24 protein-coding genes and 1 pseudogene are annotated in these 26858 nt (G+C 68.2%); 6 read left to right on the forward strand and 19 right to left on the reverse strand.

The features are described 5' to 3' along the window. Positions 1-279: 279 nt before the first annotated feature. Genes AC1DJN_RS04985 through ttcA form a run of 3 tightly spaced genes read right to left on the reverse strand, consistent with a single transcriptional unit; the run spans position 280 to position 2957 of the window. Positions 280-1059: a M48 family metallopeptidase gene (locus tag AC1DJN_RS04985; protein ID WP_025875417.1), complete on the reverse strand. Its 780-nt coding sequence runs from the start codon at positions 1057-1059 to the stop codon at positions 280-282. Between the two features lie 59 nt (positions 1060-1118). Further along, on the reverse strand, positions 1119-2024 hold the full coding sequence (locus AC1DJN_RS04990; RefSeq protein ID WP_025875418.1) for a recombination-associated protein RdgC: 906 nt from the start codon (positions 2022-2024) through the stop codon (positions 1119-1121). A gap of 36 nt (positions 2025-2060) precedes the next feature. Continuing rightward, on the reverse strand, positions 2061-2957 hold the full coding sequence (gene ttcA, locus AC1DJN_RS04995; RefSeq protein ID WP_032978410.1) for a tRNA 2-thiocytidine(32) synthetase TtcA: 897 nt from the start codon (positions 2955-2957) through the stop codon (positions 2061-2063). Between the two features lie 90 nt (positions 2958-3047). On the opposite strand from ttcA, the gene AC1DJN_RS05000 reads away from it, so the two are divergent. Continuing rightward, on the forward strand, positions 3048-3251 hold the full coding sequence (locus tag AC1DJN_RS05000) for a YdcH family protein (RefSeq protein WP_032978412.1): 204 nt from the start codon (positions 3048-3050) through the stop codon (positions 3249-3251). 109 nt (positions 3252-3360) lie between these two features. Here the strand turns inward: AC1DJN_RS05000 and AC1DJN_RS05005 are convergent, their stop codons facing one another. The 6 genes from AC1DJN_RS05005 to AC1DJN_RS05030 all read right to left on the reverse strand — a co-directional run bounded on the left by AC1DJN_RS05005 (position 3361) and on the right by AC1DJN_RS05030 (position 10300). Next, positions 3361-3711: a hypothetical protein gene (locus AC1DJN_RS05005; RefSeq protein WP_032978415.1), complete on the reverse strand. Its 351-nt coding sequence runs from the start codon at positions 3709-3711 to the stop codon at positions 3361-3363. Then, positions 3708-6344 (reverse strand): glycerol-3-phosphate 1-O-acyltransferase PlsB, encoded by a 2637-nt coding sequence (gene plsB / locus AC1DJN_RS05010; protein WP_025875424.1) that lies wholly within the window; start codon positions 6342-6344, stop codon positions 3708-3710. The genes AC1DJN_RS05005 and plsB overlap by 4 nt, the downstream gene beginning before the upstream one ends. Continuing rightward, positions 6344-7297, reverse strand: a complete 954-nt coding sequence (locus AC1DJN_RS05015; RefSeq protein ID WP_025875426.1) for a hypothetical protein — start codon at positions 7295-7297, stop codon at positions 6344-6346. The genes plsB and AC1DJN_RS05015 overlap by 1 nt, the downstream gene beginning before the upstream one ends. Positions 7298-7613: 316 nt before the next feature. After that, on the reverse strand, positions 7614-8438 hold the full coding sequence (locus tag AC1DJN_RS05020; protein ID WP_032978418.1) for a S1 family peptidase: 825 nt from the start codon (positions 8436-8438) through the stop codon (positions 7614-7616). 219 nt (positions 8439-8657) lie between these two features. After that, positions 8658-9383 carry an orotidine-5'-phosphate decarboxylase gene (gene pyrF / locus AC1DJN_RS05025; RefSeq protein ID WP_478038940.1) on the reverse strand — a complete coding sequence of 242 codons (726 nt, stop codon included), beginning with the start codon at positions 9381-9383 and terminating at the stop codon, positions 8658-8660. Beyond that, the gene (locus tag AC1DJN_RS05030) at positions 9380-10300 is read right to left on the reverse strand and encodes a 5'-nucleotidase, lipoprotein e(P4) family (RefSeq protein WP_025875432.1); all 921 of its coding nucleotides are present in this window, start codon (positions 10298-10300) and stop codon (positions 9380-9382) included. The genes pyrF and AC1DJN_RS05030 overlap by 4 nt, the downstream gene beginning before the upstream one ends. A 100-nt stretch (positions 10301-10400) precedes the next feature. On the opposite strand from AC1DJN_RS05030, the gene AC1DJN_RS05035 reads away from it, so the two are divergent. Further along, complete coding sequence (locus AC1DJN_RS05035; protein WP_025875434.1) at positions 10401-11051, forward strand: YceH family protein; 651 nt, start codon at positions 10401-10403, stop codon at positions 11049-11051. A gap of 86 nt (positions 11052-11137) precedes the next feature. Here AC1DJN_RS05035 and AC1DJN_RS05040 read toward each other — a convergent pair. Continuing rightward, positions 11138-11629, reverse strand: a pseudogene (locus AC1DJN_RS05040) (GNAT family N-acetyltransferase); the annotation flags it as partial. Between the two features lie 268 nt (positions 11630-11897). Continuing rightward, on the reverse strand, positions 11898-13874 hold the full coding sequence (locus AC1DJN_RS05045; RefSeq protein WP_478038941.1) for a UvrD-helicase domain-containing protein: 1977 nt from the start codon (positions 13872-13874) through the stop codon (positions 11898-11900). 102 nt (positions 13875-13976) lie between these two features. Between AC1DJN_RS05045 and AC1DJN_RS05050 the strand changes: the two genes are divergently transcribed. After that, positions 13977-14597 (forward strand): thymidine kinase, encoded by a 621-nt coding sequence (locus tag AC1DJN_RS05050; RefSeq protein ID WP_025875442.1) that lies wholly within the window; start codon positions 13977-13979, stop codon positions 14595-14597. A gap of 98 nt (positions 14598-14695) precedes the next feature. After that, positions 14696-15400 (forward strand): SEL1-like repeat protein, encoded by a 705-nt coding sequence (locus AC1DJN_RS05055; protein WP_032978425.1) that lies wholly within the window; start codon positions 14696-14698, stop codon positions 15398-15400. A gap of 37 nt (positions 15401-15437) precedes the next feature. Here the strand turns inward: AC1DJN_RS05055 and AC1DJN_RS05060 are convergent, their stop codons facing one another. The 6 genes from AC1DJN_RS05060 to AC1DJN_RS05085 all read right to left on the reverse strand — a co-directional run bounded on the left by AC1DJN_RS05060 (position 15438) and on the right by AC1DJN_RS05085 (position 22577). Beyond that, positions 15438-17042, reverse strand: coding sequence for an OpgD/OpgG family glucan biosynthesis protein (locus tag AC1DJN_RS05060; protein ID WP_032978429.1), 1605 nt, complete (start codon positions 17040-17042; stop codon positions 15438-15440). A gap of 48 nt (positions 17043-17090) precedes the next feature. Then, positions 17091-19556 (reverse strand): serine/threonine-protein kinase, encoded by a 2466-nt coding sequence (locus AC1DJN_RS05065; protein WP_051585162.1) that lies wholly within the window; start codon positions 19554-19556, stop codon positions 17091-17093. Positions 19557-19574: 18 nt separating this feature from the next. Further along, complete coding sequence (locus AC1DJN_RS05070; protein ID WP_025875449.1) at positions 19575-20141, reverse strand: ECF-type sigma factor; 567 nt, start codon at positions 20139-20141, stop codon at positions 19575-19577. 69 nt (positions 20142-20210) lie between these two features. Next, positions 20211-21023, reverse strand: a complete 813-nt coding sequence (mutM, locus tag AC1DJN_RS05075; RefSeq protein ID WP_025875451.1) for a bifunctional DNA-formamidopyrimidine glycosylase/DNA-(apurinic or apyrimidinic site) lyase — start codon at positions 21021-21023, stop codon at positions 20211-20213. Positions 21024-21042: 19 nt separating this feature from the next. Continuing rightward, complete coding sequence (locus AC1DJN_RS05080) at positions 21043-21378, reverse strand: EF-hand domain-containing protein (RefSeq protein WP_025875455.1); 336 nt, start codon at positions 21376-21378, stop codon at positions 21043-21045. Beyond that, a complete protein-coding gene (locus AC1DJN_RS05085) occupies positions 21375-22577 on the reverse strand; it encodes a DesA family fatty acid desaturase (protein WP_025875457.1) in 1203 nt (400 codons plus the stop codon). The genes AC1DJN_RS05080 and AC1DJN_RS05085 overlap by 4 nt, the downstream gene beginning before the upstream one ends. 188 nt (positions 22578-22765) lie before the next feature. On the opposite strand from AC1DJN_RS05085, the gene AC1DJN_RS05090 reads away from it, so the two are divergent. Continuing rightward, positions 22766-23551, forward strand: a complete 786-nt coding sequence (locus tag AC1DJN_RS05090) for an ABC transporter ATP-binding protein (RefSeq protein ID WP_032978432.1) — start codon at positions 22766-22768, stop codon at positions 23549-23551. A gap of 46 nt (positions 23552-23597) precedes the next feature. On the opposite strand, the gene AC1DJN_RS05095 is transcribed toward AC1DJN_RS05090, so the two are convergent. Together AC1DJN_RS05095 and AC1DJN_RS05100 are read right to left on the reverse strand one after the other, a co-directional pair. Beyond that, entirely contained in the window at positions 23598-24797 is a 1200-nt protein-coding gene (locus tag AC1DJN_RS05095) for a DUF4785 domain-containing protein (RefSeq protein WP_032978565.1), read from the reverse strand. Positions 24798-24808: 11 nt separating this feature from the next. After that, positions 24809-25687 carry a hypothetical protein gene (locus AC1DJN_RS05100; protein WP_025875463.1) on the reverse strand — a complete coding sequence of 293 codons (879 nt, stop codon included), beginning with the start codon at positions 25685-25687 and terminating at the stop codon, positions 24809-24811. Positions 25688-25920: 233 nt separating this feature from the next. On the opposite strand from AC1DJN_RS05100, the gene AC1DJN_RS05105 reads away from it, so the two are divergent. Beyond that, entirely contained in the window at positions 25921-26763 is an 843-nt protein-coding gene (locus AC1DJN_RS05105; protein ID WP_032978435.1) for an acid phosphatase, read from the forward strand. The last annotated feature ends 95 nt before the right edge of the window (positions 26764-26858 follow it).

Below are 26858 nucleotides of genomic sequence, written 5' to 3' on the forward strand. Positions count from 1 at the left end.
GCTGCTGCAAGTACGTCCATGTAAGCTCGGTCGCCGCATCCATGCGGCTCACGCCCCTGCGCAACCCACCCCGCCCGGCCACGGATGGTTTCCGTGCTGACCACGGAAGAGAAAAGGAAGAGCAGGAGCAAAGCGGGTCGCGCGCTGTGCGCGCTTCAGTAGAGCCGATTTTGCTCGACTGCGCCGCCGGCTCTATGGAGTGGAGCCCCTTCTGTTGAAGGGGCGCGCCGAAGGCGGGGGTAGAGGAGGAATGCGTGGGCAACTGCTGTAGCGCAGGCGCTACAGCAGTTGCCGGAGCATCGCTTTCAGGCGTCGCCCTTCCAGCTGGAAATAGTCGCGCTGCTCGCGCCAGTCGGGGAAGCGTTGTTCCACTTCGTGCCAGAACGCGGGCGAGTGGTTGGCCTGGATCAGGTGGCAGAGTTCGTGCACCAGCACGTACTCGAAGGCGGCGGGACGGCCCAGTACCAGTGCCAGGTCCAGCGCCATGCTGCCGTCGGGGGCCAGCGAGCCCCATTGCGAGGACATCACCTTCAACCGCAGGCGGCTGGGCGCGCGCGGCAGGCCGGGCAGGTACTTCGGCAACCAGCGGCCGACATCGGCGCGGGTCTGTGCTTCATAGAATTCGCGCAGCAGGCGGCGCAGGGTCGCATCGCCGCCACGGCTCGGCCACTGCACACAGGCACCGTGTTCGTCGATTTCCAGCCGTGCGTAGCGGCCTTCCTGCCAGCGCAGCGGCAACAACTCGCCGCGCAGCGGCAGCACCCCTTCAACGCCGGGCTGCAACGCGGCGGGCAGACCATGCCCCTGGTAGTGGCGCAGCTGCAGCCCCAGCCATTCGCGATGCAGTTCGAGGAAGCGCTCGCCCATCACCAGGCTGGCACGCGGCGGCAACGTCAGTCGTGCGCCGCGCTCATCGACGCTGAGCTTGATCCGGCGCGCGCGTGGATCACGCACGCGCAGTATCTCGATCTCGACATCCTCCAGGCGCAGGCGAACGGTATCGCGCTGCACGGTGGCGGGTGGGACCGGCGAGATCAGGCGGCGCAGCAGACGGCTCATGGTCCCAGCATAGCGCCGTGCGAGGCCGCCGGATGACCGGCGGCCGACGGCCTGCCTGTTCAGTCAGCCTTGCTGAGCTTGAAGGCTTCTTCAAGCAGCAGGAACAGGCGACGGATCTCCGCACTCTGCAGGGCGAAGCGGGCGTCGAACTCGGCACGGCGGCCGTCTTCGTCGGCATGTTCCAGCTGGTCCAGCGCGCCGTCCAGGAACTTCAGCTTGCGCACGATCAGGTCGTCGCCCAGCACGAAGGACAGGTTGTCCTCGAACACCAGGGCCAGCTTGGTGACCTGCTTGCCGGCATCCAGGTGCTTGTCGATCTCGTCGCAGCGCAGTTCCTGATGCTGGCACTTGACCACCGCGCCGCCTTCCACCGGGTCCTTCATCTCGCACTCCTCGCCCAGGCTGAAGCCGGTGGGCAGGGGCTCGCCGGCGATCCAGCCGGTCAGGATCGAACGCGGCGCGACTTCGGCGTTCAGCGGCATCGCCGGGAAGCTGCCAAGCAGGCCGCGGATGTCGGACATGAAGTATTCGCCGGTCTTGCGGCTGGAGGTGTCCACCGCCACATAGCCGTGCAGCTGGTCGATGAAGGCATCGTTGCGCGAGGACTTCACGAAGGCGCGCGGCAGCAGTTCATGCAGCAGGTCGTCCTTCATGCGCTTGCGCTCGCGGCCACCGGGGCGGCGGCCTTCCTTCTCTTCGATCTCCTCCAGCTTGCGCTCGAGCAGGTCGTTGACCACCGCGCCCGGCAGGATCTTGTCCTCGCCACCGACGGTCAGCCACAGGTGTTCGGCAATGCGGTGCGAGAGCACTTCCTTCTCTTCGCGGCCGAATGGCGAGATGAAACCACGCGAGTTCATTTCCAGTGCGCCCACCGGCTTGAGCAGGGCGTGCGGCAGCAGGGTATCGACYTCGGAAAAATCAGTGGCAGTCGGGAAGCGGAAGAACGTCAGGTTGCGAAAGAACATGGAATTCCGGTGTCTGAAGAAGAAGGGCGCCCGACCTTAAACGGCAGGCGTCTCGGGAACTGCGTCGGCCGGCCAGGCATCGGCATGCGCCGCATCGCCACGGCGGCCCAGGGACATGAAATCGAACAGGGCGGCATCGGCCAGCTGCGCAGGTCGCACGTCGGCCATTGCACGTGCAATCTGTTCAATGCGCCCCGGATGGTCCTGGTCCCACTGCTTGAGCATCAGGCCGACCTGCCGACGCTGCAGGTTTTCCTGGCTGCCACACAGGGTGCAGGGAATGATCGGGAAACGGCGCGCCTGCGCGTACTGCGCGATGTCGTGCTCGCGCACGTACGCCAGCGGGCGGATCACCACGTGCTGGCCATCGTCGCTGAGCAGCTTCGGTGGCATGGCGGCCAGCTTGGCGTGGTGGAACAGGTTCAGGAAGAACGTGGCCACCACATCATCGCAATGGTGGCCCAGTGCGATCTTGCTGAAGCCATGCGCCTTGGCGTGGTTGTACAGGGCGCCACGGCGCAGGCGCGAGCACAGCGAACACATCGTGCGGCCTTCCGGGATGACCCGGCTGACCACTGAATACGTGTCCTGCTCGATGATCTGGTACGGCACGCCCAGCCCGGCCAGGTACTCCGGCAGGACGTGCGCGGGGAAACCCGGCTGTTTCTGGTCCAGGTTCACCGCCACCAGTTCGAACGGCACCGGCGCCTTTTTCTGCAGCTGCAGCAGCAGGTCCAGCAGGGTGTAGCTGTCCTTGCCGCCGGACAGGCAGACCATGACCTTGTCGCCCGCTTCGATCATGCCGAAGTCGGCGATGGCCTGGCCGACCTGGCGGCGCAGGCGCTTGCCCAGCTTGTCCGCCCCGAGCCCGTCCACGCGCGGATCGCGCGGAACGCGCTGCGGGGGATCGGGCAGGGAGATCACGGCGGACATGGCGCCATTCTACCGGCTTGTGGCAGCCCGGACCCGGGGTCGGGATTCCCCTCTCCCGGCAGTCATCGTCGCTGTGTATGCTCGGAGACCGTGGACACCTACAACCCCGCCGAAATCGTCGAACACCTCGTCGCCCTGCGCGCCGAGCACCGGTCGCTGGATGAACAGATCGCGCGCATGGCCGCCAACGGCGAAGATGAGCTGGAGTTCAAGCGCCTGAAGCGGCGCAAGCTGCAGCTGAAGGACTGCATCACCAAGCTGGAAAGCCTGCAGATTCCGGACGAACCGGCGTAACCGGTGGCCCATCCACGCATGGCGTGGATCTACTGGCCTACGCCGCCCCGAACGCCGATGGCACAGCGGCAGCCTATGGATCCACGCCATGCGTGGATGGGGCCCTGCATCAACGCGGCAGCGCCAGCTCCGCACTCCAGGCCGCCTCACCGTCCACGGTCAGGTCGCAGCGGCGCACGTTGTCGGCACCGGAACAGCGCAGACCCAGCGGGTGCCCGTACCAGTCACCGGCAAGACCCTGGCGAGCGGCGGATTCATCACCGCTGATGCGCACCTCGCCGGCCAACCACAAGCGGTAGCGCACCGGTTGCCCGGCCTCGATACACAGGCGCACCGGCGCATCGGCCAGGCGCCCGGGCAGGTTGTCGTCCACGCAGGCTTCTGCAGCCTGCGCCGAAGTAGCCGCAAGGCCTCCGGCCGCGATCAACGCGGCCAGGCCCGACAGGCGCCGCAGGTTCAATCCTGCGGTGCCGGTTCGTCCGGGCGCGCCGCTTCCGGGCTGACCCGTTCGATGGTGTGGCGCAGTTCGCGGCCGAGGATGAACTTGGCATCCTTGGCCCAGGCGTCCAGGCGCTCGTCGAACAGCAGCTTGCTGTTCTCGTCCGGCCACACCAGGCGCAGCTCGCGCAGCTTCTGGATGAAGCCGCGGAACAGCGACTTGTCGAAGAACTCCGGCGCGGCCGGTGCATAGAGCAGGCTCAGGCGCTGTGCGGCCTGCTGGCACAGGCTTTCCAGCTCGGCGGCGCCGAGCGTGCCCGGGCCGTTCTTCACCAGCACCGAAATGGCGATGTAGTAGCGCTCGAATGCCTGCTGCAGCGAGTGACCGATCGCGCGCAGGCGGAACACTTCGTCGGTCTGCCCGGTGTTGCGGGCAAGGATGCCGCCGTCGTCTTCGTTGACGTTCTGCAGCAGGCCCTCACGCACGAACACGTCGATGGTCTGGTCGATGCGCTGGGCGAACTCGTCCTCGGTCCACGGCAGGAACAGTTCGGCCTGCAGGAACGGGTACACCGTGCGGCCCAGCTGCACCAGGCCGGTGCGGCTCATGCGGCGGTTGTTCTGGAAGCAGCAGGCCACCCACGACGATGCGGTGAACAGGTGCACCACGTTGTTGCGGAAGTAGCTCAGCAACACCGCGGTATCACCGCTGACGCTGAGCACGTCGCCCAGCGGGTGCTTGATGCGGGTGAGGACGTTGATTTCTTCGGCGTGGGCGATGATCCGCTCCGGCGAGTGCGGGGTCACCGTCACCCGGCCCGAATACGGCATCTCCACCAGCAGGGTCTTGCACAGCTCGATCTGCGCGATCAGGTCGGCCTCGCCCATCGCATGCTTGGGCGTGGACAGCAGCGCCAGCGCCAGCAGGTTGATCGGATTGACGTCGGCCGCGCCGTTGATGCGCACCTGGATGCGCTCGGCCAGGGTATCGACGGTGGTCGACAGCCACGAGGGCTTCTCGTCCTCGGACACCGCCTCGCCACCCCACTCCGGAGCCTTCTCGGCCAGCACATCGTTCAGCGCGATGGGTTCGCCGAAGTTCACCACCACCTGGCCGTAGTTCTGCTTGAGCACCTTGGGGATGCCCCACAGCAGCTGCCAGATCGATTCCTTCTCCTTGGGCCGCCCGGACAGTTCATCCAGGTAGCTGCCGCCTTCCATCAGCTTCTCGTAGCCGATGTAGATGGGCTGGAACAGCACCGGCTTGCGCGGCTGGCGCAGGAACGCACGCAGGGTCATCGAGATCATGCCGCCCTTGGGCTGCAGCAACCGGCCGGTACGCGAGCGCCCGCCCTCGACGAAGTACTCGATGGAATAGCCACCGGCGACCAGCTGCGCCACGTACTCGCTCAGCACCGCCGAATACAGCGCGTTGCCGCGGATCGAGCGACGGATGAAGAACGCACCGCCCTTGCGCAGCAGGGTGCCCACCACCGGCAGGTTCAGGTTGATGCCGGCCACGATGTGCGGCGGCACGATGCCGCGGTCGTACAGCAGGTAGGACAGCAGCAGGTAGTCCATGTGGCTGCGGTGGCTGGGCACGTAGACCACTTCGTGGCCCGGCGCTGCGGCCTTGAACTTGTCCAGGTGGTGCACCAGCACGCCGGCGTAGATGCGGTTCCACACATGGCTGAGCATGAAGCTGGCCGAGCGCACCACCGGGCTGGAATAGTCCGCGGCGATTTCCCAGGCGTAGGCGTGCGCCTTCTTCCAGGCATCGCTGGTTTTGCTGTTGTCGCGCTTGGCCTGCGAGGCGATCGCCTCGCGCACCGTCTCGGCGGCCAGCACCTGGTCCACCAGCAGGCGCCGGGTCGACAGGTCAGGACCGATCACCGACTCGCGGATGCGGCGGAAATGGGTACGCAGCACGCGCTGCAGCTTGCGCACCGTACGCTCGGGCTCCAGGCCCTCGTCGACCGTGCTGCGCAGCGAGATCGGCGGTGCGAAGCGGACGATGGTGTTGCGGCCGTTCAGCAGCAGGCCGAGCAGGCGGCGGAAGCGGCCGACCAGCGCCCAGTTTTCCGAGAACAGCACGGCGAACCAGCCGCTCTGCTTGTCCGGGGCGCGGCCGACGAAGATCGACACCGGCACCAAGTGCACATCCAGGTCGTCGCGCACGCGATGGGCCTGCAGGACCTTGGCCAGCGAATCGGAATGGGTCTTGGCGCCGCGCTGCTCGGGAATCAGCGAGTTGCTCGAACTGCGCCGCGACAGGGCCAGGTAGGCGCGCTTGCGGCCGGTGGGGTCACCGGCCAACGGTACCAGCGGCGAGGGCAGGCCAGCCTGGCGGCAGGCCTTGTCCAGGATCAGCGCGTTGGACAGGCCGTAGTCTTCCAGCACGTACATGACCGGGCGGCCATCGTTGTACTGGCCCGGGTCTTCCGGCTCGATCTTCAGCGACAGCCAGGGTTCCACCAGGCGCCCGAGCAGGCGCGCCCACAGCGGGCGGCGGCCGGCAGGACGCGCGTGCACAGGCGTCGCCGCCGGCGGCGTGCCGGCGTCGGTCGAGGGGGACGCCGGCGCCGTGTCGGCGGGCGTCGGCTGGGATTCTTCGCCGGGGAACGGCAGCGGGTTCTGTTTCGACATCGACGTCATTATGGCTTAGCCGATGGCGTTGCCGCTTCCCCATCGGTTGTCGGGGCGGGCACAGGGTCCGGAGCGGCGGCGGCGCGCGCCGCATCGGCCTGCCGCAACAGGGCATCGGTATCGGCCAGGGTACGGGTCAGGTACCAGTGACCCTCGCGCCGGCTCAGCGGCACCTGCACGGTCATCGCGCGGCCGGCGAGCTCGTACTGCAGGCGCACCAGGGCATTGTCGCCCTCCACCGACAGCAGCTCACCGCGCACGCTGCGCAGCGCCTCGTCCACACCCAGGCCATAGCTGGCCAGCACCGCCTTCAGCGTGTGGATGAACGGCGCCAGCTGCTGCAGGCTGCCTTCCATGCCTGCGGCCTGCAGACCGGCATCGTCCTGGAAACCCACCTGGGCGGCGGCGCCGACGAGGGCGGCGATGCTGCTGCGGGCTCTGGCGCGGTCGCTGATCGGGGCATCCTGCGCCCAGGCGGCCAGGGTCTGCACCAGCTGGATGTAGTGCGCCTGCTGGCCGGGCGTATAGCCCTTCTGGTGCCGCAGGTACTGCACACCGAAGTTGCCCATCGACTGCGCGGCCTGGCGCACGGCACGGGCCTGGCCGGCCAGCTGGCGATCGAAACTGCGCTGCAGCTGCACGCTGGCGCCGGGCTCACGCAGCGCCGCCAGCATCGGCAGCAGCTGGTCGCCCAGCGGCAGTCCGGTCAGCGGCCACTGGCTGTGGCCGTCGGCCCAGGCCTGCTGCAGGCGCTGGTACTGGCTGGGGGGCACCGACAGCTTTGCATAGCCGACCAGGTCGTCCTCGGCCAGCCGTTGCGCCATCGCCTGTACCGCAGCGACAGGTTCAGCCGGCGCGGCGGCCGGATCACTGCCGGATTCACGGCACGCGGCGATGGCCAGCAGCAGCATGGCCGCCAGCCCCCATCCCCGCGCAGACCTTCCTCGCATTACCACGCTCATGCAATCGGACTCCCCGGACCGGTCCGCATCTTGCGGCCTGCGACGTGACAGCGGCAAGCCGGGGCGTCACGGTTTCTGCCATGGCGCGCACTGCGCGGTGGATCCACGCCCCGCGCCGATGGGCCCTTGCCGCACCCGGCGGATAAAAAAAGAGCCCGGACCACAGGGATCGCAGGCTCTTCAAACCGGCGCAAGGCCGGTGGACAGTGTTGTGGCGCATGTCCGGCCCGAAGACCGGATGGCGGCGATCCTACGCTGCCCGCAAAGTTAACGCAACACATGATGAAATGTCATTCAACCCATTGATTTTACTGGATCAATCGCGTTGCCAGACTGCTTCAATGAAATCTACGGCATGTTTTTCGGCGATTCGGGCATAAACGCCGGGGTAGCCGGCCAACGCGCAGCCTTCGCCCCAGCTGACAACACCGAACTGGGTCCAGCCCTCGCGCAGGCGCAGCAGCAGCGGACCACCGGAGTCACCCTGGCAGCTGTCGATCCCTTCGCGGCCGGCGCAGATGACCTTGCCGCGTGCGAGCTCGCCTCCGTAGGCCTGCTGGCATTCGGCGAAGGGCACGAACGGGGTCTGCACCGTCTGCAGCTGGGTGGGATAGAGCCGTTCTTCACTGATGTCGGTGTCGCCCCAGCCGATCACCGTGAACTCCCGGCCTGGCTTGAGATAGCTGGCATCGGGCCGCAACCGCAGCGTGACCGGCTGCGCATCGGCCAACGGTGCGCTGAGCTGGATCAGGGCAACATCATGTTCCAGCGTGTTGCCGCTGTTGAACGCCGGGTGCACGTGGATGGCCTTGACGTTGGATGCATGCGCGGACGGTTCGGTGGACAGCCTGGTGACATTGCCCAGTACCGCGATCGAGGCGGGCGAATTGCCCTGCACGCAGTGCGCGGCGGTCAGCACCCAGGACGGTGAGATGAGCGTGCCGCCGCAGAAGTGCCGGGTGTGGTCGGTGTCGCCGTAGGAGATGCCCTGCAGGCTGACCATGAACGGGTAGTCGCCCGGCTTGGCATCCTCGCCGCCGATGATGCGCGGTGCTTCGCGGGGTTGGGGTGCAGCCGTGGCGGGAAAGACGATGGCCGCCGCCAACAGGCCGCCGAACAACAAAGAGGTGCTGCGATACATATCCGTGTATTCCTCTGTCGATGGTTGGTACCGGCACGGCCGCGGTCCGTGCTGGTGCATCGATTGATAGAGGGCGCTCCACGCTTACAGCGCGATGCGGCGCACAGTTTTCCCGGCTGGGGTCGGGTGCGTCAGGGCAACAGGCACAAATGCGAACGCCATCCCGCATTCGACGGGATGGCGTTCGTGGTGCCGGCGTGACCGCCGTCGGGGCGGGGCTCAGCGCGCGGCCAAAGCCGTCGCGATTTCCTGCTGGATCGCCCGTGCTGCAGCCTGCGGATCGGACGCATGGCGGATCGGACGACCGACCACGATGGCATCGGCACCATCGGCAAACGCCTGCGCCACACCCACCGTGCGCTTCTGGTCATCGCCGACCGGGCCACCGGGGCGGATGCCCGGGCAGACGATCGAGAAACCGGCGCCGGTCGCGGCGCGGATCGGGCCGGCTTCCTGGCCAGAGGCGATCACGCCGTCGATGCCAGCGGCCTGTGCGGCCAGCGCGCGTTCGACCACGACCTCCACCGGCTCGCGGTCGATGCCCATCTGCGCCAGGTCCGGGCGGCCCATCGAGGTCAGCACGGTCACCGCCAGCAGGCGCATGTCGCCGCTGTTGGCGGCCGCGCAGGCCTCCATCATCGCCGGGTGCCAGCCGTGGATGGTCGCGTAGCTGACCGGCCACTGCGCCAGGCGCTTGATCACTGCCGCGGCGGTGGCCAGGATGTCGAAGAACTTCAGGTCGACGAACACGCGCTTGTCGCGGCGTGCCAATTCGTCCAGCACCTGGAAGTACTCACCGGAGGCGAGCAGTTCCATGCCGATCTTGTAGAACGCCACGCTGTCGCCAAGGCGGTCGACCCACGCCAGCGCCTGCACACGGTCAGGCACGTCCAGCGCGAAGATCAGGCGTTCGTCGTCACGCAGCGGCAGCGGGGCGCGGCTCACGGCGCGTAGTCCAGCGCGGCACGCTTGGCGTCATGACGGGCCTGCCGCGACTGCGCGTAATCGTTGTTGAACTGCGCCGGCTCGAAGCCGCCGTAGGTCGGGTTCGGCAGCATCCACCAGCGCTCGCCGAACCAGTCGTGATACTGCTGCAGCAGCGCGTCGCGGCCATCGTTGGTGTTGGCGGTCACTTCCACGAAGTCACCCAGCTGGTCGCCGAACTGCATCAGCACGCGGTACTTCTGCCCGGCCAGGCGGCGGCGGCAGTTCTTCTCGCTGCCGGCCTGCTCGCACCCTTCAACCACGGTGCCCAGACCGAGGAACACGCTGTCATCGGCCACCGGCAGGCCCTGCTCGCGCAGGTTGGCCAGGGTCGCGTCCTTCAGGTGCACGGCGCGGTTGGAGATGTACAGCAGGGTCACGCCCTTGGCATTGGCAGCCTTGGCGAAATCGACCACGCCAGGAATGGCCTTGGCCTTCTTTTCGGCCACCCACTGGTCCCAGCTGAGTTCGTCGTATTCCTTGCCGTCACGCACCAGGCGCGCCTGGTAAGGCGAGTTGTCCAGCACGGTCTCATCCACGTCCAGCACCACGGCCGGCTTCAGGCCCTTGGCCTCGTTGCCGCGCTCTTCCGGTACCAGCGCGTCCCAGTGGGCTTCCTTCAGCGCAACGTCCAGATGGTCGGCGGCGGCGCGGTAGGTCTGCTCGGTGATCGCCCTGTATTCCTGCGCGCGCTGCATCCACAGCACGGCATTGAGGTTGTCGTTGGCGGTCGCGTCGAGCGCGCCGTCGGCCTTGGCGGCGGCGGCCGGGGCTTGCGGGGTGGCGGCTTCGGCAGGCGCTTCCACGCGCTTGCAGGCGGACAGGCCCAGCACCGCGGTGGCGAGCAGGGTCAGGGACAGGGAAACGGGACGACGCATGGATTCACCGGCAATCAGATATACCGGCCCATTTTACCGGCAAAGGCGCCGCCGGGACGGCTATGCTTGGCGGTTGACACGTTGTCTTCCGGAAGCCGCCATGACCGACCCTGCCCAGACCCCCGACGTTCCGCTGCTGGATGCCGTACAGGCGCGCCTGCTGGGCTGCCTGGTGGAGAAGGAAGCCACCACCCCGGACACCTACCCGCTGACCGTCAACGCCGCGCAATCGGCGGCCAACCAGAAGACCGCCCGTGAGCCGGTGATGAACGTGAGCGCCGGCAGCGTGGAGCATGCGCTGCGCCAGCTGGAGACCCTGGGCCTGGCGCGCCAGCACTTCTCCTCGCGCGCCGACCGTTACGAGCACCGCCTGCAGAGCGCGCTGGACCTGACCCGGCAGCAGACCGTGCTGCTGGCCCTGCTGCTGCTGCGCGGGCCGCAGACCCTGGGCGAACTGGTCACCCGCGCCGAGCGCCTGCACCGCTTCGCCGATGCCGACGAAGCCCGCCACGCCATCGAGCGCCTGCAGCAACGTGCCCTGCTGGTGGTGCTGCCGCGCGCCAGCGGCCAGCGCGAAGACCGCTACATGCACCTGCTGTGCGGTGAAGTGGACGGCGCGGCATTGGCAGCGAAGTACGCCAGCAGTGGCGGCGGCGCCGAGCCGGCCGACCCCGGCCTGGCCGAGCGCGTGGCGCAGCTGGAAGCGGCAGTGGCCGAGCTGCAGGCCCAACTGGCCGGGCTGCGCGGCTGAAACAGCCCGCCGGGCATGGCCCGGCGCCATCGCAGCTGCACCCGGTAGTGCCGGTCGCTGGCCGGCATCCAGGCATGGCCTGGTTGCCGGCCAGCGGCCGGCACGCCCGGCAGCTGGATGACCCCGCGCTCGTGCATGCCCAGGCCCAGCAGCACCTTCGCCGAGGCGACGTTGTCCAGATCGGTGATGCCGTAGAGATCCATCAGGCCCAGCGCCGTGCGCGCGTGATTGAACACCGCCCGTGCCGCCTCGCTGGCATAGCCCTGCCCCGCGTATGCGGACAGCACCGCGTAGCCGATATCCGGTGCCGGCAACCCCTCGCGGCGCACCAGCCCGGCATTGCCCAGCCACGCACCATCGGACAGCCGCTCGATCGCATACATGCCGAAGCCATTCAACGCATAACTCTGCAGCACACGCAGGGCGATGTACTCGCGCGCCTGCGCTTCGTCACGCACGTTGCGGTCACCAATGAATCGCACGAAGCCCGGATCGTTGAGCAGGGCCAGCATCGGTGCCGCATCGCGGTCCGGTTCAATGGCCCGCAGGCGCAGGCGTTCGCTTTCAATCGGGTGCACGGACAGGTCTCCAGCCAGAGACCCCGATTGTGCCTCAGCCCCCGCGGTTGCCGTTGCCTTTGGTTTTCTTTTTTTCTTTCCGTGGCTGACGCGCCAGGAAACCGTCCAAGGCCGGGTAGAGGGGCTGCGCAGGGGCGTGAGCCGCATGGATGCGGCGACCGAGCTTACAGGGACGTACTTGCAGCGTCCCCTGCGCAGTCCCTCTACCCGGCCAACCACGAACCCACTGCGTTGAGCGCCAGCCACGAGGGGCTGCGCCGTTCGCCGATCAGTCGAACAACGCCTCGATCGCCGCCAACCCCGCCGTCGCCCGCTCCTTCTTCCGCGCCGCATCCGCAACCGGATCAGCGCCATCGCGCTGGATCTCCTCGGCCGGGATCTCCTCGAAGAAGCGGCTCGGCTTCAGCCGCACATGCTCGCCGAACTTGCGGGTCAGCTTGCTGTAGCTCATCCACAGCTGGATCTTGGCGCGGGTGATGCCCACATACAGCAGGCGCCGCTCTTCCTGCAGATTGCCCTCGTCCAGGCTGACCTGGTGCGGCAGTACGCCATCCTCGCAGCCGACGATGAACACATAGGGGAATTCCAGGCCCTTGGAGGCGTGCATGGTCATCATCCGCACCTGGTTGCCGCCCTCGTCCTTGTCGCTGCGCGACAACAGCGCCAGCTGGCCGGCCAGATCGGCCGCGGTGGCACCACGCGGGCCACCCTCGAACCACTGCGCCAGTTCTTCGATGTTGTTGGCGCGACGCTGGTAGCTGGCTTCTTCCTTGGCCTGCTGCCGCAGCTCGCTGAGCAGGCCCGATTCCTTGGCGACCTTGAGGATCATGTCGCCGGAGCTGATCTGCCGCGTCTGCGCGCGCAGGTCACGCAGGATGTCGGTGAAGCGCGCCAGGCTGTTGGCCGCGCGCGGTGGCAGCTGCTGCAGCGCGCCGATCGCCTCGGCGGCCTGCGCCATCGGCATGTCCTTTTCCGAGGCCAGTTCGGCCAGCTTGGCCAGGGTGCCGGCGCCGACCTCGCGCTTGGGCGACTGCACCGCACGCAGGAACGCGGTGTCGTCGTCCGGGTTCACCAGCAGCCGCAGCCAGGCCAGCGTGTCCTTCACTTCCTGGCGCTCCAGGAACATGGTGCCGCCGGTCAGGTGGTAGGGGATGCGCAGCAGCTGCATGGCCTTTTCCAGCGGCCGCGACTGGAAGTTGCCGCGGAACAGGATGCAGAAATCGCTCCACGGCACGTTGCGCGTCTGCGCTACGAACGCGATCTCGGCGGCGACCTTCTCGGCCTCGTGTTCGCTGTTGCGGCACTCCCACACACGGATGCGCTCGCCGTCGGCCTGGTCGCTCCACAGCTTCTTCAGGTGTTCGTGCGGATTGTTGGCGATCAGCGCGTTGGCCGCGCGCAGCACGCGGTTGGAACACCGGTAGTTCTGCTCCAGCTTGATGATTTCCAGCGCCGGGTAATCGCGCCCCATCTGCTGCAGGTTTTCCGGGTTGGCACCGCGCCAGGCGTAGATCGACTGGTCGTCRTCGCCCACGCAGGTGAAGTTGCCCTTGTCACCGGCCAGCTGCTTGAGCAGGCGGTACTGCGCATCGTTGGTGTCCTGGCATTCGTCGACCAGCAGGTAGCCGATGCGCTCGCGCCAGGCCAGCGCGATCTCCGGGTTCTCTTCCAGGATCTGCACCGGCAACCGGATCAGGTCGTCGAAGTCCACTGCATTGAACGCGCTCAGGCGCAACTGGTAGCGCTCGTAGATGCCGGCCGCCTCCTTCTCGCGGTTRCTGCGCGCAGCGGCCATCGCCTGCTCCGGCGACAGGCCGGCGTTCTTGGCGCGCGACACCAGGTTCTTCATGTCCTCGATGTCGTCCGGCTTGGCGCCGTACATCAGGTCCTTGATCTGCGCGGCCGCGTCATCGGCATCGAAGATCGAGAAACCGCGCTTGAGCCCGACGGCGGCATGCTCGATCTGCAGGAACTTCAGGCCCAGCGCATGGAAGGTGCAGATGGTCACTTCATCGGCATCCTGCTCGCACAGGCGCTTGGCCACGCGCTCGCGCATTTCCTTGGCCGACTTGTTGGTGAAGGTGATCGCGGCGATGCGCTTGGCCGGGTAGCGGCCACAGCCGATCAGGTGGGCGATCTTTTCCACGATCACGCGCGTCTTGCCGCTGCCGGCGCCGGCGAGCACCAGCAGCGGTCCTTCGATGTGGAGGACGGCGGCAGCTTGGGGGGGATTGAGACCGTGCATTGGGGTGCGATTGTAGCGGGCGTTGGTGGCGGCCACAGCCGCCGGCCGGTGGGCTTGCTGAACGGCTTCGGCCGGCGCCGGGTGGCGTCGTACAATCGGCCGATGGCCAAGCTCTATTTCTACTATTCGGCGATGAACGCCGGCAAGACCACCACCCTGCTGCAGAGCGCGCACAACTACCGCGAGCGCGGCATGCGCGTGGCGATCCTGACCCCACGCCTGGACGACCGTGCCGGCGCGGGCGTGGTCGCCTCGCGGATCGGCCTGCGCGCCGACGGCATGGCCTTCGAACGCGACACCGACCTGCAGCAGTGGGTCAGCCAGGATCTGCAGGCCAACGGGCCGCTGGGCTGCGTGCTGGTGGACGAGGCGCAGTTCCTCAGCCGCAGCCAGGTCTGGCAGCTCAGCGAAGTGGTCGACCAGCTGCGCATCCCGGTGCTGTGCTACGGCCTGCGCACCGATTTCCGCGGCGAGCTGTTCGAGGGCAGCCAGTACCTGCTGGCCTGGGCCGACGAGATGCAGGAGATCAAGACGATCTGCCACAGTGGCAAGAAGGCGACCATGACCGTGCGCGTGGACGAACATGGCCATGCCGTGCAGGACGGCCCGCAGGTGGAGATCGGCGGCAACGAGCGCTACGTGTCGGTCAGCCGCGCCGAGTTCAAGAAGATCACCCGTGGCGAGGGGCGGATCGATCCGGCGCAGGCACCGCTGCCGTTGTAGGGCATGGCCCTTCACGGGCCATGACGTCCTGCGGTTTACAAGGCCGCGTGGTCGGGCCTAGGCTGCGGCACTACCTGCTGCCGAACTGGATGTCCGTCATGCGCCCCGCCCTGTTGTTGCTTTCCGTGTTGTTCCTGCCCCTGTTCGCCACTGCGGCCGAGCGCCCGTCCGGTGAAGAGGACGCGGCCGTGATCGGCGCCGGTTTCATGGACAGCCATCCGGACATGATGTACCGGCAGTGGGGCGTCAACGCCCTGCGCCGCAACGACGTCAATGGCGCGATGGACAACTTCCGGCTGGCCGCACGCTATGCCGACAAACCCGCGCAGGGCTACCTGGGCGAGATGTACTGGTACGGCGTTGAACAGCCGCGCAATCCGGTCATGGCCTATGCGTGGATGGAAGTGGCAGCCGAGCGCGGCTACCCGCTGTTCGTGGACCTGCGCAACGAGTACTGGGCGACCCTGCCGCTGGAACAGCACGACGCCGCGCGGGCGCAGGCGAGCGCGCTGCGTGCAGAGTATGGCGATGAGGTCGCGCGCCCACGCATGGCCGAAGTGTTGAGGAAGGGACGACGCGAGATGACCGGCAGCCGCGTAGGCTCGATGTCCAACAACGTGGACATCGTGTACATGGACGGCGGCATATCCCGCACGATCAAGGCCGACCGCCTGTATGACCCCAAGTACTGGGATCCGAAGCAGTACGAGCGCTGGCAGGACGAAACCTGGATGAAGATCCGCCGTGGCACGGTGGAAGTGGGCGTGCCGACCCAGTCGCACGCGACCGACAGCAAGCCCTGAATCAAGGGTGCCGGCGCTTGGCCGGCACCGCTCTGCTTCAGTACAGCGTGCGCTCCGGCGCACCAGCCGGCGGCGGGGTGTACTGGTACAGCCAGGTTTCGGTGAGGGTCTTGCCGCCACTGCGCAGGTACAGGCGGATGTCGATCTGCTCGCTGCTGCCCTCCGGCGGCACCAGGTCGAACATCGCGCGGTAGCCCTTGATCTCGCGCAGCGGCCGCGCCGAGACGATCTCCACCCGGCCACGGCTGGTTTCGACAACGGCTTCGACGTCGGCCTTGTCGATCAGGCTGGCCAGTTCGCCGCCTTCGAAGTCGACCGCAAAGCGCCACGAGAAGTACTCGCGCTTCTTGCCGATCACCCCGCCCAGGCCGGTGCGGCTGGCAACGCAATGGGCCAGCGGCGTATGCGCCGGCGGCTGCGCGCCCCAGTACAGCCGGTAGCCGACCAGCAGTTCCTGGCCCGGCTGCGGCTTTTCCTTCGGGTTCCAGAAGGCCACGATGTTGTCGAAGGTTTCATCGACGGTGGGAATCTCCACCAGCTGCACCGAACCCTCGCCCCATTCGCCCTTCGGCTCCACCCACAGGCACGGACGCTTCTCGTAGAACACGCCGTCGTCCTGGTAATGGTCGAAGTTGCGGTCACGCTGCAGCAGGCCGAAGCCACGCGGGTTGCGGTCGACGAACATGTTGAAGCGCAGGTTGCGCGGGTTGACCAGCGGCCGCCAGATCCATTCACCAGCGCCGGTCCACAGCGACAGGCCGTCGGTATCGTGGATCTCCGGGCGCCAGTCCCAGCCCATGCGGCGGTCGTTCTCGCCTACCTGGTACATGCTGGTGCACGGGGCGATGCCCAGCCGCTCGATGGTTTTGCGCGGGTACAACGCGCTGTCGATGTCCATCAGCAGCACATCGCCGTTGGTGACGGCGAAGCGGTAGGCACCGGCCACGCTGGGCGAATCCAGCAGCGCATAGACGATGATGGTGTCCGAGTCGGCCGCAGGCTGTTCCAGGTAATAGGCGATGAAGTCTGGGAATTCCTCCGGCTTGCCCATGCCGGTGTCGATGGCCAGGCCACGCGCGGACTGGCCGTACTGGCCTTCCTTGCCCACTGCGCGGAAGTAGCTGGCACCCAGGAACGCGGCGAAATCGCGGTCGGTGTCCTTGCGCGTGTTCAGCCGGAACCCGGCAAAGCCGAGGTCGGCCGGCAGCTCACCATTCTTCAACCCGCTCTTGCCGTAGTTGAACGCGGCGCCGTCATAGGCCAGTTCCTGCGCCTTGCCGTCGACCACGTCGTACATGCGCACGGGCGAATGGAAGTACAGACCCAGGTGGAAGAACTTGGCCTGGAACTTACCCGGCTGGTCGGCCCACAGGGCGTGGTCCTGGCGATAGCCGATCGACTGGTACTGATCCCAGTCCAGCGCCTCCAGCTTGCCCGGCAGCACCCGCTTGTGGCTCTGGTAGGGCGCCTGTGCCAGCGCGCGCGCCTGGCCCTTCAGGGTGGCGAAATCGAACGGCTGCGGCTGGCCAAGCCGGCGCAGCCCAAGCTGGCCACTCTTGCTGGCCGCGCAGGCCGGCAGTGACGGCAGGCCGAAGGCGGCCAGGGCCAGGGAGGCATTGCGGATGAAGTCGCGTCGTTGCATGCAGGCGCGGGAGCAAAGGGAAGGTCGGCCATCATAGGCAGACAAACGTTAACGGGCAGCGGTGGACTCGATACCCTGTTCAGCCTGTGCCAATGCCGCAAGGCGGGCATCAAGCTCGTGCAGGGCCGGTGCCTGCGGACCGCGCTGGGCCAGCAGCAGCTGTCGTGCCTCGGCCAGCACGGTGCGGGCCTGCGCGATCTGGCCGGCCTGCTGCAGGACCTGCCCCTGTGCCAGCAGCGCCTGCGGCAGCAGGGCGACGTGATCCGGTTGGCGCCAGATCGCCACCGCGCGGGCATAGTGCGCTGCCGCCGCCGAGGGGTCGCCGCTGGCGCTGGCCCATTTCCCCAGGGCGAACTCGCCGTAGCCGATCTCGCGATGGTCCGGGCCCAGAGCGCCGAGCAGCTGTGCCTGCACCTGCCGCARTTCCTGGCCGGCCAGCGCGTGCTGGCCACGCTGCAGGGCCAACAGCGCGCGTGCGCGGCGAACCACCAGTGCCTCCGGGTGGCGCGGTCCCCATGCCTCCTGTGCCGCCTGCCAGGCCAGCTCCAGCTCGGCCGCTGCCGCCTGCGTGTCGCCCTGCCGGGCCAGCACATCGCCCAGCTGGCGATGCAGGCTGATCACCTGCGGGCTGCTGGCGTCGGCGCGTTGGCCGAGCAGGGCCAGCGCCTGCCGGTACCCCGCCAGCGCGGCCGGCAGGCGTCCGGCGGTGGCGTCCAGGGCGGCCAGATCGGCCAGTGATTCAGCACGCCCGAAGCGCTCGACCATCCCCTGGTGGCGCAGCGCCAGCGCCTGCTGGAACGAACGCCGCGCCGCATCGGCGTCACCCAGCTGGGCCTGGCACCGCCCGAGCTGGCTGTGGAACTCGGCCACCGCCGCCGGCAATGCCGCCGCTTGGCTGGCCGCAAGCGGTTGCAGTGGCTGCAGGTGCGCCAGGCACTCGCGTCCGCGACCGAGCATGCGCAGTGCGCGCCCCCGCTGGGTCACCGCCTCGATCTGCAGCGCCGGCGGCACCTCGCCCACCTCCTGCAGCAGCTGGCGCTGCTGGTCCAGGGTCTGCAGCGCCAGCTGGTAGTCGCCCAGGCCGATGCGCAGGCGGCCGATCACCCCTTGCAGCTCGGCCAGCGCCAGCGGCTGGTCAGCCAGTTCGGCTTCGCCCCGTTGCTGGCCGGTGGCCAGCAGCTGCGGCACGTCGAAATGGCCGTGGCGCTGGCTGGCCGCCTTGTCGAACAGGCCAACGGTGAAATCCTGCATGGCCTGCGCACGCGCCATTTCCGCCCGCGCCTGGCGCAACTGCCACAGGGCGAAGGACGTGGTCCCCAGCAGGGCCAGCGCGGCCAGCCCGGCCAGCGCCACGCCCCAGCGATGGCGGCCCACGTACTTTCGCACCCGGTAACCCATGCCCGGCGGACGCGCCTGGATCGGCTGCCCCTGCAGGTAGCGGCGCAGGTCGCCGGCCAGTGCTTCGGCCGAGCTGTAGCGCTGCTGCGGGTCTTTCTGCAGGGCCTTTTCCAGCAGCACGTCCAGATCGCCACGCAGTCGCTTGGCCTGCCGCAGCAGCGCCCGTCTCGGTGCCCCCGGCTCGGCGGCCAGCCGTTGCAGCAGCGCCGAGGCACGCGGTGCCTGCACATCCAGGATCGAGCGCTCCCATTCCGCATCGCTGTGCCGGCGCAGGCGATAGGGCTTGTGCCCGGTGACCACCTCGAACAGCACCACGCCCAGCGAATAGACATCGGTCAGGGTCGTCACCGCCTCGCCACGCACCTGCTCCGGCGCGGCGTAGTGCAGGGTGAACGCGCGGATTTCGGTAGCCGGATGGGCCGCGTTCGGATCGTCGTGGTCGAGCAGCTTGGCGATGCCGAAGTCGAGCAGTTTCACCGTGCCGTCGGCGCGTACCAGGATGTTGGAGGGCTTCAGGTCGCGGTGCACCACCAGGTTCGCATGCGCATGGCTGACCACCGCGCAGACCTGCAGCATCAGCTGCAGACGCGTTTCCAGCGGCGGTTGCAGGCGCCGGCAGTAGTCGCTGATCGGCTCGCCTTCCACGTAGTCCAGCGCCAGGTAGGGCTGCCCGTGCTGGTCCACCCCGGCGTCCAGCAGCTGTGCCAGGTGCGGGTGCTGCAGGCGGGCCAGGATCTGCCGCTCGCGGCCGAAGCGCTGGCGCAGGCCGGGATCGGCCACGCCACTGCGCAGCAGCTTCAGCGCGACCTGGCGCTGGTACAGGCCATCGCAGCGCTCGGCCAGCCAGACCTCGCCCATGCCGCCTTCGCCGAGCGGATGCAGCAGCCGATACGGCCCGACCTCGCTTCCGGCGCGGCCTGGCGGCGTAGCGGTCCACAAGGGCTGGGCCATGAACTCGTGGCTGTCAGCTTCCTGCTGCAGCAGGCGTTCCAGTTCGCGGCCCAGCGTCGGGTCCTGCGCGCTCACGCGCTGCAGGCGCAGCTGGCGGGCGGCGGGTGCCAGCTCCAGCAGCTGGTCCAGCCAGGACGACAATTGCTGCCAGCGGGCGGTATCCATGGTGTGGGTGGCGGCGACTCAGTCGCTGCGCATCGCGGCCAGCAGGAACAGCCGCGCCTTCTGCCAGTCGCGGCGGATGCTGCGCTCCGAGCGCTGGCTCAGTTCGGCGATCTCCAGTTCGGACAAGCCGGCGAAGTAGCGCAGCTCCACCACCTTGGCCAGGTGCGCATCGACGGCCTGCAGGCGTTCCAATGCAACATCGAGGGCCAGCAGATCCTCGTCCAGGCGCACGCCGCTGCTGCTGTTCTCGGGAATCTCGGCCACCCGCTTGAGGTCGCCACCGCGCTTGCGCGCCAGCCGGTTGCGCGCGTAATCGACGACCACGCTGCGCATCGCCGACGCCGCATAGGCGAAGAAGTGCGCACGGTCCTCGAAGCGCGCCGCACCGCGGCTGCCCAGCAGTTTCAGGTAGGACTCGTGGACCAGCGAGGTCGCATCCAGGGTGCGTCCCTGCTGCCCGGCCAGCTGCCGCCGGGCCATGCTGTGCAGTTCCTGGTACAGGGTGGTCAGCACACGGTCGAGCGCGGCGCGGTCGCCACCGCGCGCAGCATCCAGCCATACGGTGATATCCGGGCCTTCGTCCATCGCCAACGCTCCCCCGCAGCGGATGTCGGCTGGACTATAGCGCTGCACGTGTGCAGCGCATGAAGACGTTCAGCGCTGGCAGCGGCTGCACCACACGCTTGCCCGCTGGCCGATCATGGCGTGCTTGAGCGGGCGGCCGCAGCCGGGGCACGGCAGGCCATCGCGGCCATAGACCAGCAGCTCCTGCTCGAAGTAGCCCGGCGCGCCGTCGGGGCTGATGAAATCGCGCAGGGTGGTGCCACCGCGGGTGATGGCGTAGTCCAGCGTTTCCTTCACTGCCGTGGCCAGCCGCCGATAGCGCTCGCGGGTGACCTTGCCGGCCTCGCGCAACGGGCTGATCCCCGCCTTGTACAGGCTCTCGGCGGCGTAGATGTTGCCCACCCCGACCACCACCGCCTGGTCCATCAGGAAGGTCTTCACCGGCGCGCTGCGGCCGCGGCTGCGGGCGAACAGGTAGTCGCCGTCGAAGGCGTCGTCCAGCGGCTCCGGGCCCAGCCCCTGCAGCAGCGGGTGGATCTCGCCGGCCGGCTGCCAGAGCAGGCTGCCGAAGCGGCGCGGGTCGTTGAAGCGCAGCAGGCGGCCGTTGTCCAGGCTGATGTCCACATGGTCATGGGCGCGCAACGGGGTGTCGCCGGGCAGCACGCGCAGGCTGCCGGACATGCCCAGGTGCAGCACGGCGCTGCCGATGGCGGTATCCAGCAGCAGGTACTTGGCGCGGCGGCGCACCTCTTCGATGCGCTGGCCGGGCAGCAGCTCGGCCACTTCCGGTGGAATCGGCCAACGCAGGTCGGCACGGCGCAGGATCACCCCGTGCACGCGGCGACCCTGCAGGTGTGGCGCCAGGCCACGGCGGGTGGTTTCTACTTCGGGCAGTTCGGGCATGGGACGATTCTATGCCCGCTCAGCGCGGCGGTGCAGCCAGTTCCCGTGCATCCAGGAATCCGTCACCGTTGGCGTCCTGCTTGTGGAAGCGCTGCACGATCACCTGCCGCTGCTGTTCGCGGGTGATGGCCCTGCCCTTGCCGCCGGGCAGTTCGTCGGCGGTCAGCACGCCATCGCCGTTGCGGTCCATGCGATCGAAGGCATACAGCATCCACTGCAGGTACTCGGCTTCACTGACCTTGCCGTCGCCATCGCTGTCCATGCGCTGCAGGTAACTGGCAGTGTCGCTGACCTGGGCCTGCACGGCAGGTGCGCACACGGCGGCCAGCAGCAATGCCGTCAGCGCAGCCCTCATCCGCCCACCAGGGTGTAGCCCTTCAGTCGCGCGGCATAGGCCTGCAGCGCGGCGATGCCGCTTTCCTCGGCCTCGCGGCACCAGGCCTGCAGTTGACGCAGGCGCTCGGCGGCATCATGGCCGCGTGCTTCCAGCAGCGTCGCCAGGCGTGCGCGGTATTCCACCAGGGTGCGGATGCGCGGGCGCTGGGCGACCCATTCGCTGAGCTGGGCGCGGCTGTCCGGCTTCAACCAGCGGCCGTCGTTGACCAGGCCACGGCGCAGCCGGCGCGGCAGCAATCGGCGCAGCTTTGCACCCGCGTATCGCGCCTCTTCGCGCAATGCCGGCATGAACACGTTGCGCTGGTAGTCGGTCATCGCCTGGAAGCGATGCGACAGCAGTGCCTTCAGGGTATCGGCGTCGGGCACGGCGATGTTCGGGCGCACGTCCATGGCCGGCGCGACACGCAGGACCTTGGCCAGGCGCAATGCCTGCAGCAGGCGGATCGCACTCCAGCCGATGTCGAATTCCCAGCGCCGCATCGCAAAGCGCGCCGAGCTGGGGAACGCATGGTGGTTGTTGTGCAGTTCCTCGCCACCAATCCAGAACGCCCACGGCGTCAGGTTGGTGGAGGTGTCGGCCGACTCGTAGTTGCGATAGCCCCACCAGTGGCCCAGGCCATTGACCACGCCGGCGGCCCAGAACGGGATCCACGCCATCTGGATCGCCCACAGGGCGACGCCCGGCAGGCCGAACAGCACCGTGTTGATGGCAAACAGCAGCACCGGGCCGAGGGTTGCATACGGGGTGTACAGGCGGCGCTCGATCGCGTCGTCCGGAGTGCCGCGACCGTACTGTTCGATGTCCTCGCGCATGCCGCGTGCTTCGCGGTACAGCTCCACGCCGCGCCAGAACACCTGGCCGATGCCACGGGTAACCGGGCTGTGCGGGTCGTCCTCGGTTTCCACCTTGGCGTGGTGCTTGCGATGGATCGCCACCCACTCCTTGGTGATCATCGAGGTGGTCAGCCAGGTCCAGAAGCGGAAGAAGTGCGCGACCACCGGATGGAAGTCCACGCCCCGGTGCGCCTGGCTGCGGTGCAGGTAGAGGGTGACCGAGAAGATCGTGAGCTGGGTGAAGACCAGCAGCACCAGGGCCAGCTGCCACCAGCCCAGGCCCAGTACGCCACCGGTCAGCAGGGACATCAGGGCATCAGGCATGGCGGCTCTCCAGAGCGACACAGGTATGGAAGACATCATGGGCGCTTGCGTTGCAAACTGCACCTTGCACCGCTGGATTGGCAGCGCCATTCCGTGGCTTCGTTCACAGTTGGGGACCCGTGTTGTCGACCCTTGATCCGCGCATCCGCGCCGTAGACCCCGCCCCATCCGCCGGGGACCCGCCGCCCTTGATCGAACTGGACCGCGCCAGCGTGATGCGCGGACAGGTGAAGGTCCTGCACGGGCTGAGCCTGCGCATCGCGCAGGGCCAGCACACCGCCCTGCTCGGCCCCAATGGCTGTGGCAAGTCCACCTTCATCAAGCTGATCACCCGCGAGCTGTACCCGCTGGCGCAGGCCGACGGCACGGTGGCGGTGAAGGTGCTGGGGCAGAACCGCTGGCAGGTCGACCGGCTGCGTTCCCAACTTGGCATCGTCACCGGTGACCTCAGCAGCAACCTGGCCGACATGCCGGGGCTGACGGTGGAGCAGGCGGTGCTGTCGGGGTTCTTCGCCAGCTACATGGTGCCGGCCTTCCGCGAGGTCACCGACGATATGCGCATGCGGGTGGGCGAGACCCTGGCGATGACCGGTGCGTCGGGCCTGCGTGAGCGTGCCTACGCCGAACTGTCGGCCGGCGAGACCCGCCGGGTGCTGATCGCCCGCGCGCTGGTCAACCGGCCGCAGGCGCTGCTGCTGGATGAACCCTCCACCGGGCTGGACCTGGTCGCCCGCCAGCAGTTGATCGCCACCATGCGCGTGCTTGCGCAGCAGGGCATCACCCTGGTGCTGGTCACCCACCACATCGAGGAAGTGATTCCCGAGATCGAGCGCGTGGTGCTGCTGCGCGACGGCCGCGTGGTGGCCGATGGAGCGCGCGCCGAGCTGCTGCGCGACGAACCGCTGTCAGCCGTGTTCGGCGGTGCGATCACGGTGGTGGAACAGGAAGGACGGCTGACCGCGTACGCGGGGTGACACCGCGTCTGTGGCGGGCCGGACGTCCGGCCCGCCACGCCCTGCTTCAGAACCGCAACGCCAGCGCGCGCGACTCGATCGGTGCCATCCGGCTCTGGTCCTGCAGCTGCAGGTCGCGCAGTTCATAGGGCGCACCGAAGCCGGCAGGCAACGCGGCCTGGTCGAAGGGCAGTACCAGCGCGCCGCGGCCCGGGCCATCGAACCACGCTGCGGCATGCGCCTGCGCCACCGGCTGCAACTGGCCGTTGGCTGCGGTGGCATACAGGGTGCCGCGCGCCTCGTAGCGGCCGGCGGCGGCCACCTGCAACGGCAGACTGACCTGGCGGCTGGCCGGGTCGGGGGCGGCCTGGCCGGTGAAGCGTGCGGTTGGCCGCGCCACGGCGAAGGCGACCTTGCCATCGCGCAGCACGCCGTCGGCCTGGGCGAACACCTGCAGTTCCCACAGGCCCTGTGCGTTGCTGGCCTCGGCCGGAATCCTTACCTGTGCACGCAGGCTGCCATCGGTGGTGCGCAGCAACCGCTGCGGCCAGCTGCGGCCATCGGGTGCGACCAGCAGCGCTTCGCCGCCGAGGCTGTCACGCCGTGTGCGCAACGCCGACGCGCTGGCACCGTCTTCCAGCAGACGCGCCTGCAGCTGCACGTTGCCTCCGGCCAGCACCTGCGTCTGGCTGGCCTGCACTTCCAACCGCAGCGGGCTGTTGGGCTCCAGCACCTGCACCACATAGCGGCCCTGCGCCTGCGCACTCTGCAGGCGGTAAGCGCCGGCCGCGCTGGTGGTGCCGGTGCGCAGCATGCTGCTGCCATCACCGACCGGCATGCCCGCATCCTGCAGCTGGCGTGCGTCGACACTGCGCGCGACGCTGCTGCGCCCCGCCGGATCACGTACCTGCAGCGAGCTTGCCGGCAGCGCGCGGGCGCCCGGCGCCGGGCTGAGCTGGATCACCGCATCCGGTGCGCTCAGTGGCAGTTCCAGGCCGCGCTGCAGTTCGGCAGCGTCGACCTGCTGCCAGTAGCTGCGGCTGATGGCGGCCTGGGGACCGGGGGCCTGCAGTGGCTGTGCCGGGTCCAGCGCCCAGGCGAAGGCCAGCGGCGAGTGCTCGCTTTCATCGGCAGGCAGCGGCGCGGCAACCAGGCCGGCGGGAATCTGGTCGCCAGCGGCAACACGCAGCGGCTGCGCGGCCTGCGCCGATGCAGTGGAAAGGACCGCCAGCACGGCGGCAGCCAGCAGGGTGGAATGGATCGTCATGGTCATCTCCCTCACTGGGTCAGGTCGTTGCGCAGGATGCCGCCGAGGCCGAAGCACTCACGGCGGCTCTGGTTGTGGCTGAGCGGCTCGGCGCCCTGGGTGCGCGCCTTGTCGGTGAACCACAGGGTGCCGGCCGCCTTCTGGCTGCTGCACTCCAGGAAACCGTCCGAGCACGACGACAGCCAGTTCTGGGTGAACTCCAGGCCGACATTGGCGGAGTAGCCGCCGCAGTAGCTGTTGCTGTCCCACACTGCCGATTCCACATCGCTGCCGACCACTGCGCGGAACGGCTTGGGCAGGGCCGGACGGCCGGCGGTGCCGTACAGGTTCTGCGCGTTGTAGGTGGCCATGTGCCCCACCTGCTGCATGCGCACGGCATCGTTCTTGTAGCCCAGCAGCCAGCCCAGCGAGGTCTCGAAGGTGTTGCCGTTGAGCACGGCGTCGGCCAGCGGCGTACCTGCCGAGGAGGGCGCCAGCGCAGTGACCTTGCGCAGCCGGTTGATGATCTTCGGGTAGCGGCTGTCGTAGGTGGGATTGGACAGGATCCAGCGCATCACGTTGCCGCCGTTGGAATGGGTGATCACCACCAGCTGGGTGATGCCCCGGCTGTCGATGAAGCCGGTAAGCTGGTTGGCCAGGCAGCCGGCCGCTTCCGGCTTCCACATGTACTGGGTGAAGTCGCAGTTGATGACCACGTAGTTGCTGCTGTTCGGCAGGCCCTGGCGGACGGTGTCGATGATCGCCGGCTGCCAGTAGTCCTGCGTGGCATTGGTCTGCGCGCCGGTGCCGTGTACGAAGGCGACGCCGTACACATCGGCGGCCTGCGCCGGTACGGTCGACACCCCAAGGAGCAGGGCCAGAACGGTACTTCCTGTTGCGGTGCTGCGCATCGCGTCTCTCCCTTTCAGCGGATCCCCCCGGCCCGGCTGTGACCTGATGCTCGTGGCGGCAGCGCGTGAAAGTCCGTGCGCTGCGCCCGGATTCAGCAGATTGCCGACAATTGATTACCGTTTTCATCCAGTGCAGCGGGACCATGCCGGGTCTGGCCGTATGACCGATGGACGCTGCGGCCGGCAATCGAGGCTGCGATCATGGCCGGCGAGTTCCCTGCCCGAGTCTGCCCATGTCGTCGATCCTCCCCCCTGCCCGGCCGCTGCTGGGCCTGGCCATCGCGTTGTCGCTGGCCGGCTGTGCCGCCACCACCACCAGCAAACCGACCGCCGTCGAAGCCAACGTCACCACCAAGGCCGTGGGCTACCTGGACAAGACCGCAGTGCCGGCCAGCATCGATCTGGTGCCGGCACCACCGGCCGCCGGCTCGGCGGCCTTTGCGCTGGACGAGCAGGTCAGCCGTGAAGCACGTGCGCTGCGCGGCAGCCCGCGTTTCGCCCAGGCCGGCGTCGATGCCGAACTCGGCTTTCCGGAAGGTGCCAACCATTTTTCCTGTGCCGCCGACATCGACGTCGATGCAGTGAAGACCCCGGCCCTGTACCGCCTGCTGGAGCGCAGCCGCATCGACGCCAGTGCTGCCACCAAGGCTGCCAAGAACATGTACCAGCGCCCGCGTCCGTTCATGGTCAACGGTGAGCCGACCTGCTCGCCGAAGGATGAGGAGGGGCTGCGCAGCAACGGCTCCTATCCGTCCGGCCACACCTCGATCGGCTGGGCATGGGCATTGATCCTGTCGGAGATCGCACCCGACCGCGCCGATGCCATCCAGGCGCGCGGCCGCAACTACGGCGAGAGCCGCCTGGTGTGCAACGTGCACTGGCAGAGCGACATCCTCGAAGGCCGCTTCATGGGCGCCGCCGCCGTGGCCCGCCTGCATGACAACGCGGCGTTCAACAGCGACCTGCTTGCCGCGCGCAGGGAGATCGCTGCTGCGCGCAAGGCCGGCCTGCATTCCAGCCGCGACTGCGCCACCGAGAACGCCGTGCTGAAGGTGCGCCCGCAGAGCGCCTTGTAATCCACCGCCGCTGCGCTCGCCGGGCATGGCCCGGCGCTACCGGGCGCGACGCATGGGTAGCGCCGGGCCATGCCCGGCGGACGCGAAAAACAGAA

It is taken from the genome of Stenotrophomonas sp. 05L414_2 (genome assembly GCF_056397905.1).

Excerpts from the sequence above, each read along its gene's own strand:
- AC1DJN_RS04985 (WP_025875417.1), bottom strand. The coding sequence starts at position 1,059 with ATGAGCCGTCTGCTGCGCCGCCTGATCTCGCCGGTCCCACCCGCCACC.
- ttcA (WP_032978410.1), bottom strand. The coding sequence starts at position 2,957 with ATGTCCGCCGTGATCTCCCTGCCCGATCCCCCGCAGCGCGTTCCGCGC.
- plsB (WP_025875424.1), bottom strand. The coding sequence starts at position 6,344 with ATGACGTCGATGTCGAAACAGAACCCGCTGCCGTTCCCCGGCGAAGAA.
- AC1DJN_RS05015 (WP_025875426.1), bottom strand. The coding sequence starts at position 7,297 with ATGAGCGTGGTAATGCGAGGAAGGTCTGCGCGGGGATGGGGGCTGGCG.
- AC1DJN_RS05020 (WP_032978418.1), bottom strand. The coding sequence starts at position 8,438 with ATGTATCGCAGCACCTCTTTGTTGTTCGGCGGCCTGTTGGCGGCGGCC.
- AC1DJN_RS05030 (WP_025875432.1), bottom strand. The coding sequence starts at position 10,300 with ATGCGTCGTCCCGTTTCCCTGTCCCTGACCCTGCTCGCCACCGCGGTG.
- AC1DJN_RS05035 (WP_025875434.1), top strand. The coding sequence starts at position 10,401 with ATGACCGACCCTGCCCAGACCCCCGACGTTCCGCTGCTGGATGCCGTA.
- AC1DJN_RS05050 (WP_025875442.1), top strand. The coding sequence starts at position 13,977 with ATGGCCAAGCTCTATTTCTACTATTCGGCGATGAACGCCGGCAAGACC.
- AC1DJN_RS05055 (WP_032978425.1), top strand. The coding sequence starts at position 14,696 with ATGCGCCCCGCCCTGTTGTTGCTTTCCGTGTTGTTCCTGCCCCTGTTC.
- AC1DJN_RS05060 (WP_032978429.1), bottom strand. The coding sequence starts at position 17,042 with ATGCAACGACGCGACTTCATCCGCAATGCCTCCCTGGCCCTGGCCGCC.
- AC1DJN_RS05070 (WP_025875449.1), bottom strand. The coding sequence starts at position 20,141 with ATGGACGAAGGCCCGGATATCACCGTATGGCTGGATGCTGCGCGCGGT.
- mutM (WP_025875451.1), bottom strand. The coding sequence starts at position 21,023 with ATGCCCGAACTGCCCGAAGTAGAAACCACCCGCCGTGGCCTGGCGCCA.
- AC1DJN_RS05080 (WP_025875455.1), bottom strand. The coding sequence starts at position 21,378 with ATGAGGGCTGCGCTGACGGCATTGCTGCTGGCCGCCGTGTGCGCACCT.
- AC1DJN_RS05085 (WP_025875457.1), bottom strand. The coding sequence starts at position 22,577 with ATGCCTGATGCCCTGATGTCCCTGCTGACCGGTGGCGTACTGGGCCTG.
- AC1DJN_RS05095 (WP_032978565.1), bottom strand. The coding sequence starts at position 24,797 with ATGACGATCCATTCCACCCTGCTGGCTGCCGCCGTGCTGGCGGTCCTT.
- AC1DJN_RS05100 (WP_025875463.1), bottom strand. The coding sequence starts at position 25,687 with ATGCGCAGCACCGCAACAGGAAGTACCGTTCTGGCCCTGCTCCTTGGG.
- AC1DJN_RS05105 (WP_032978435.1), top strand. The coding sequence starts at position 25,921 with ATGTCGTCGATCCTCCCCCCTGCCCGGCCGCTGCTGGGCCTGGCCATC.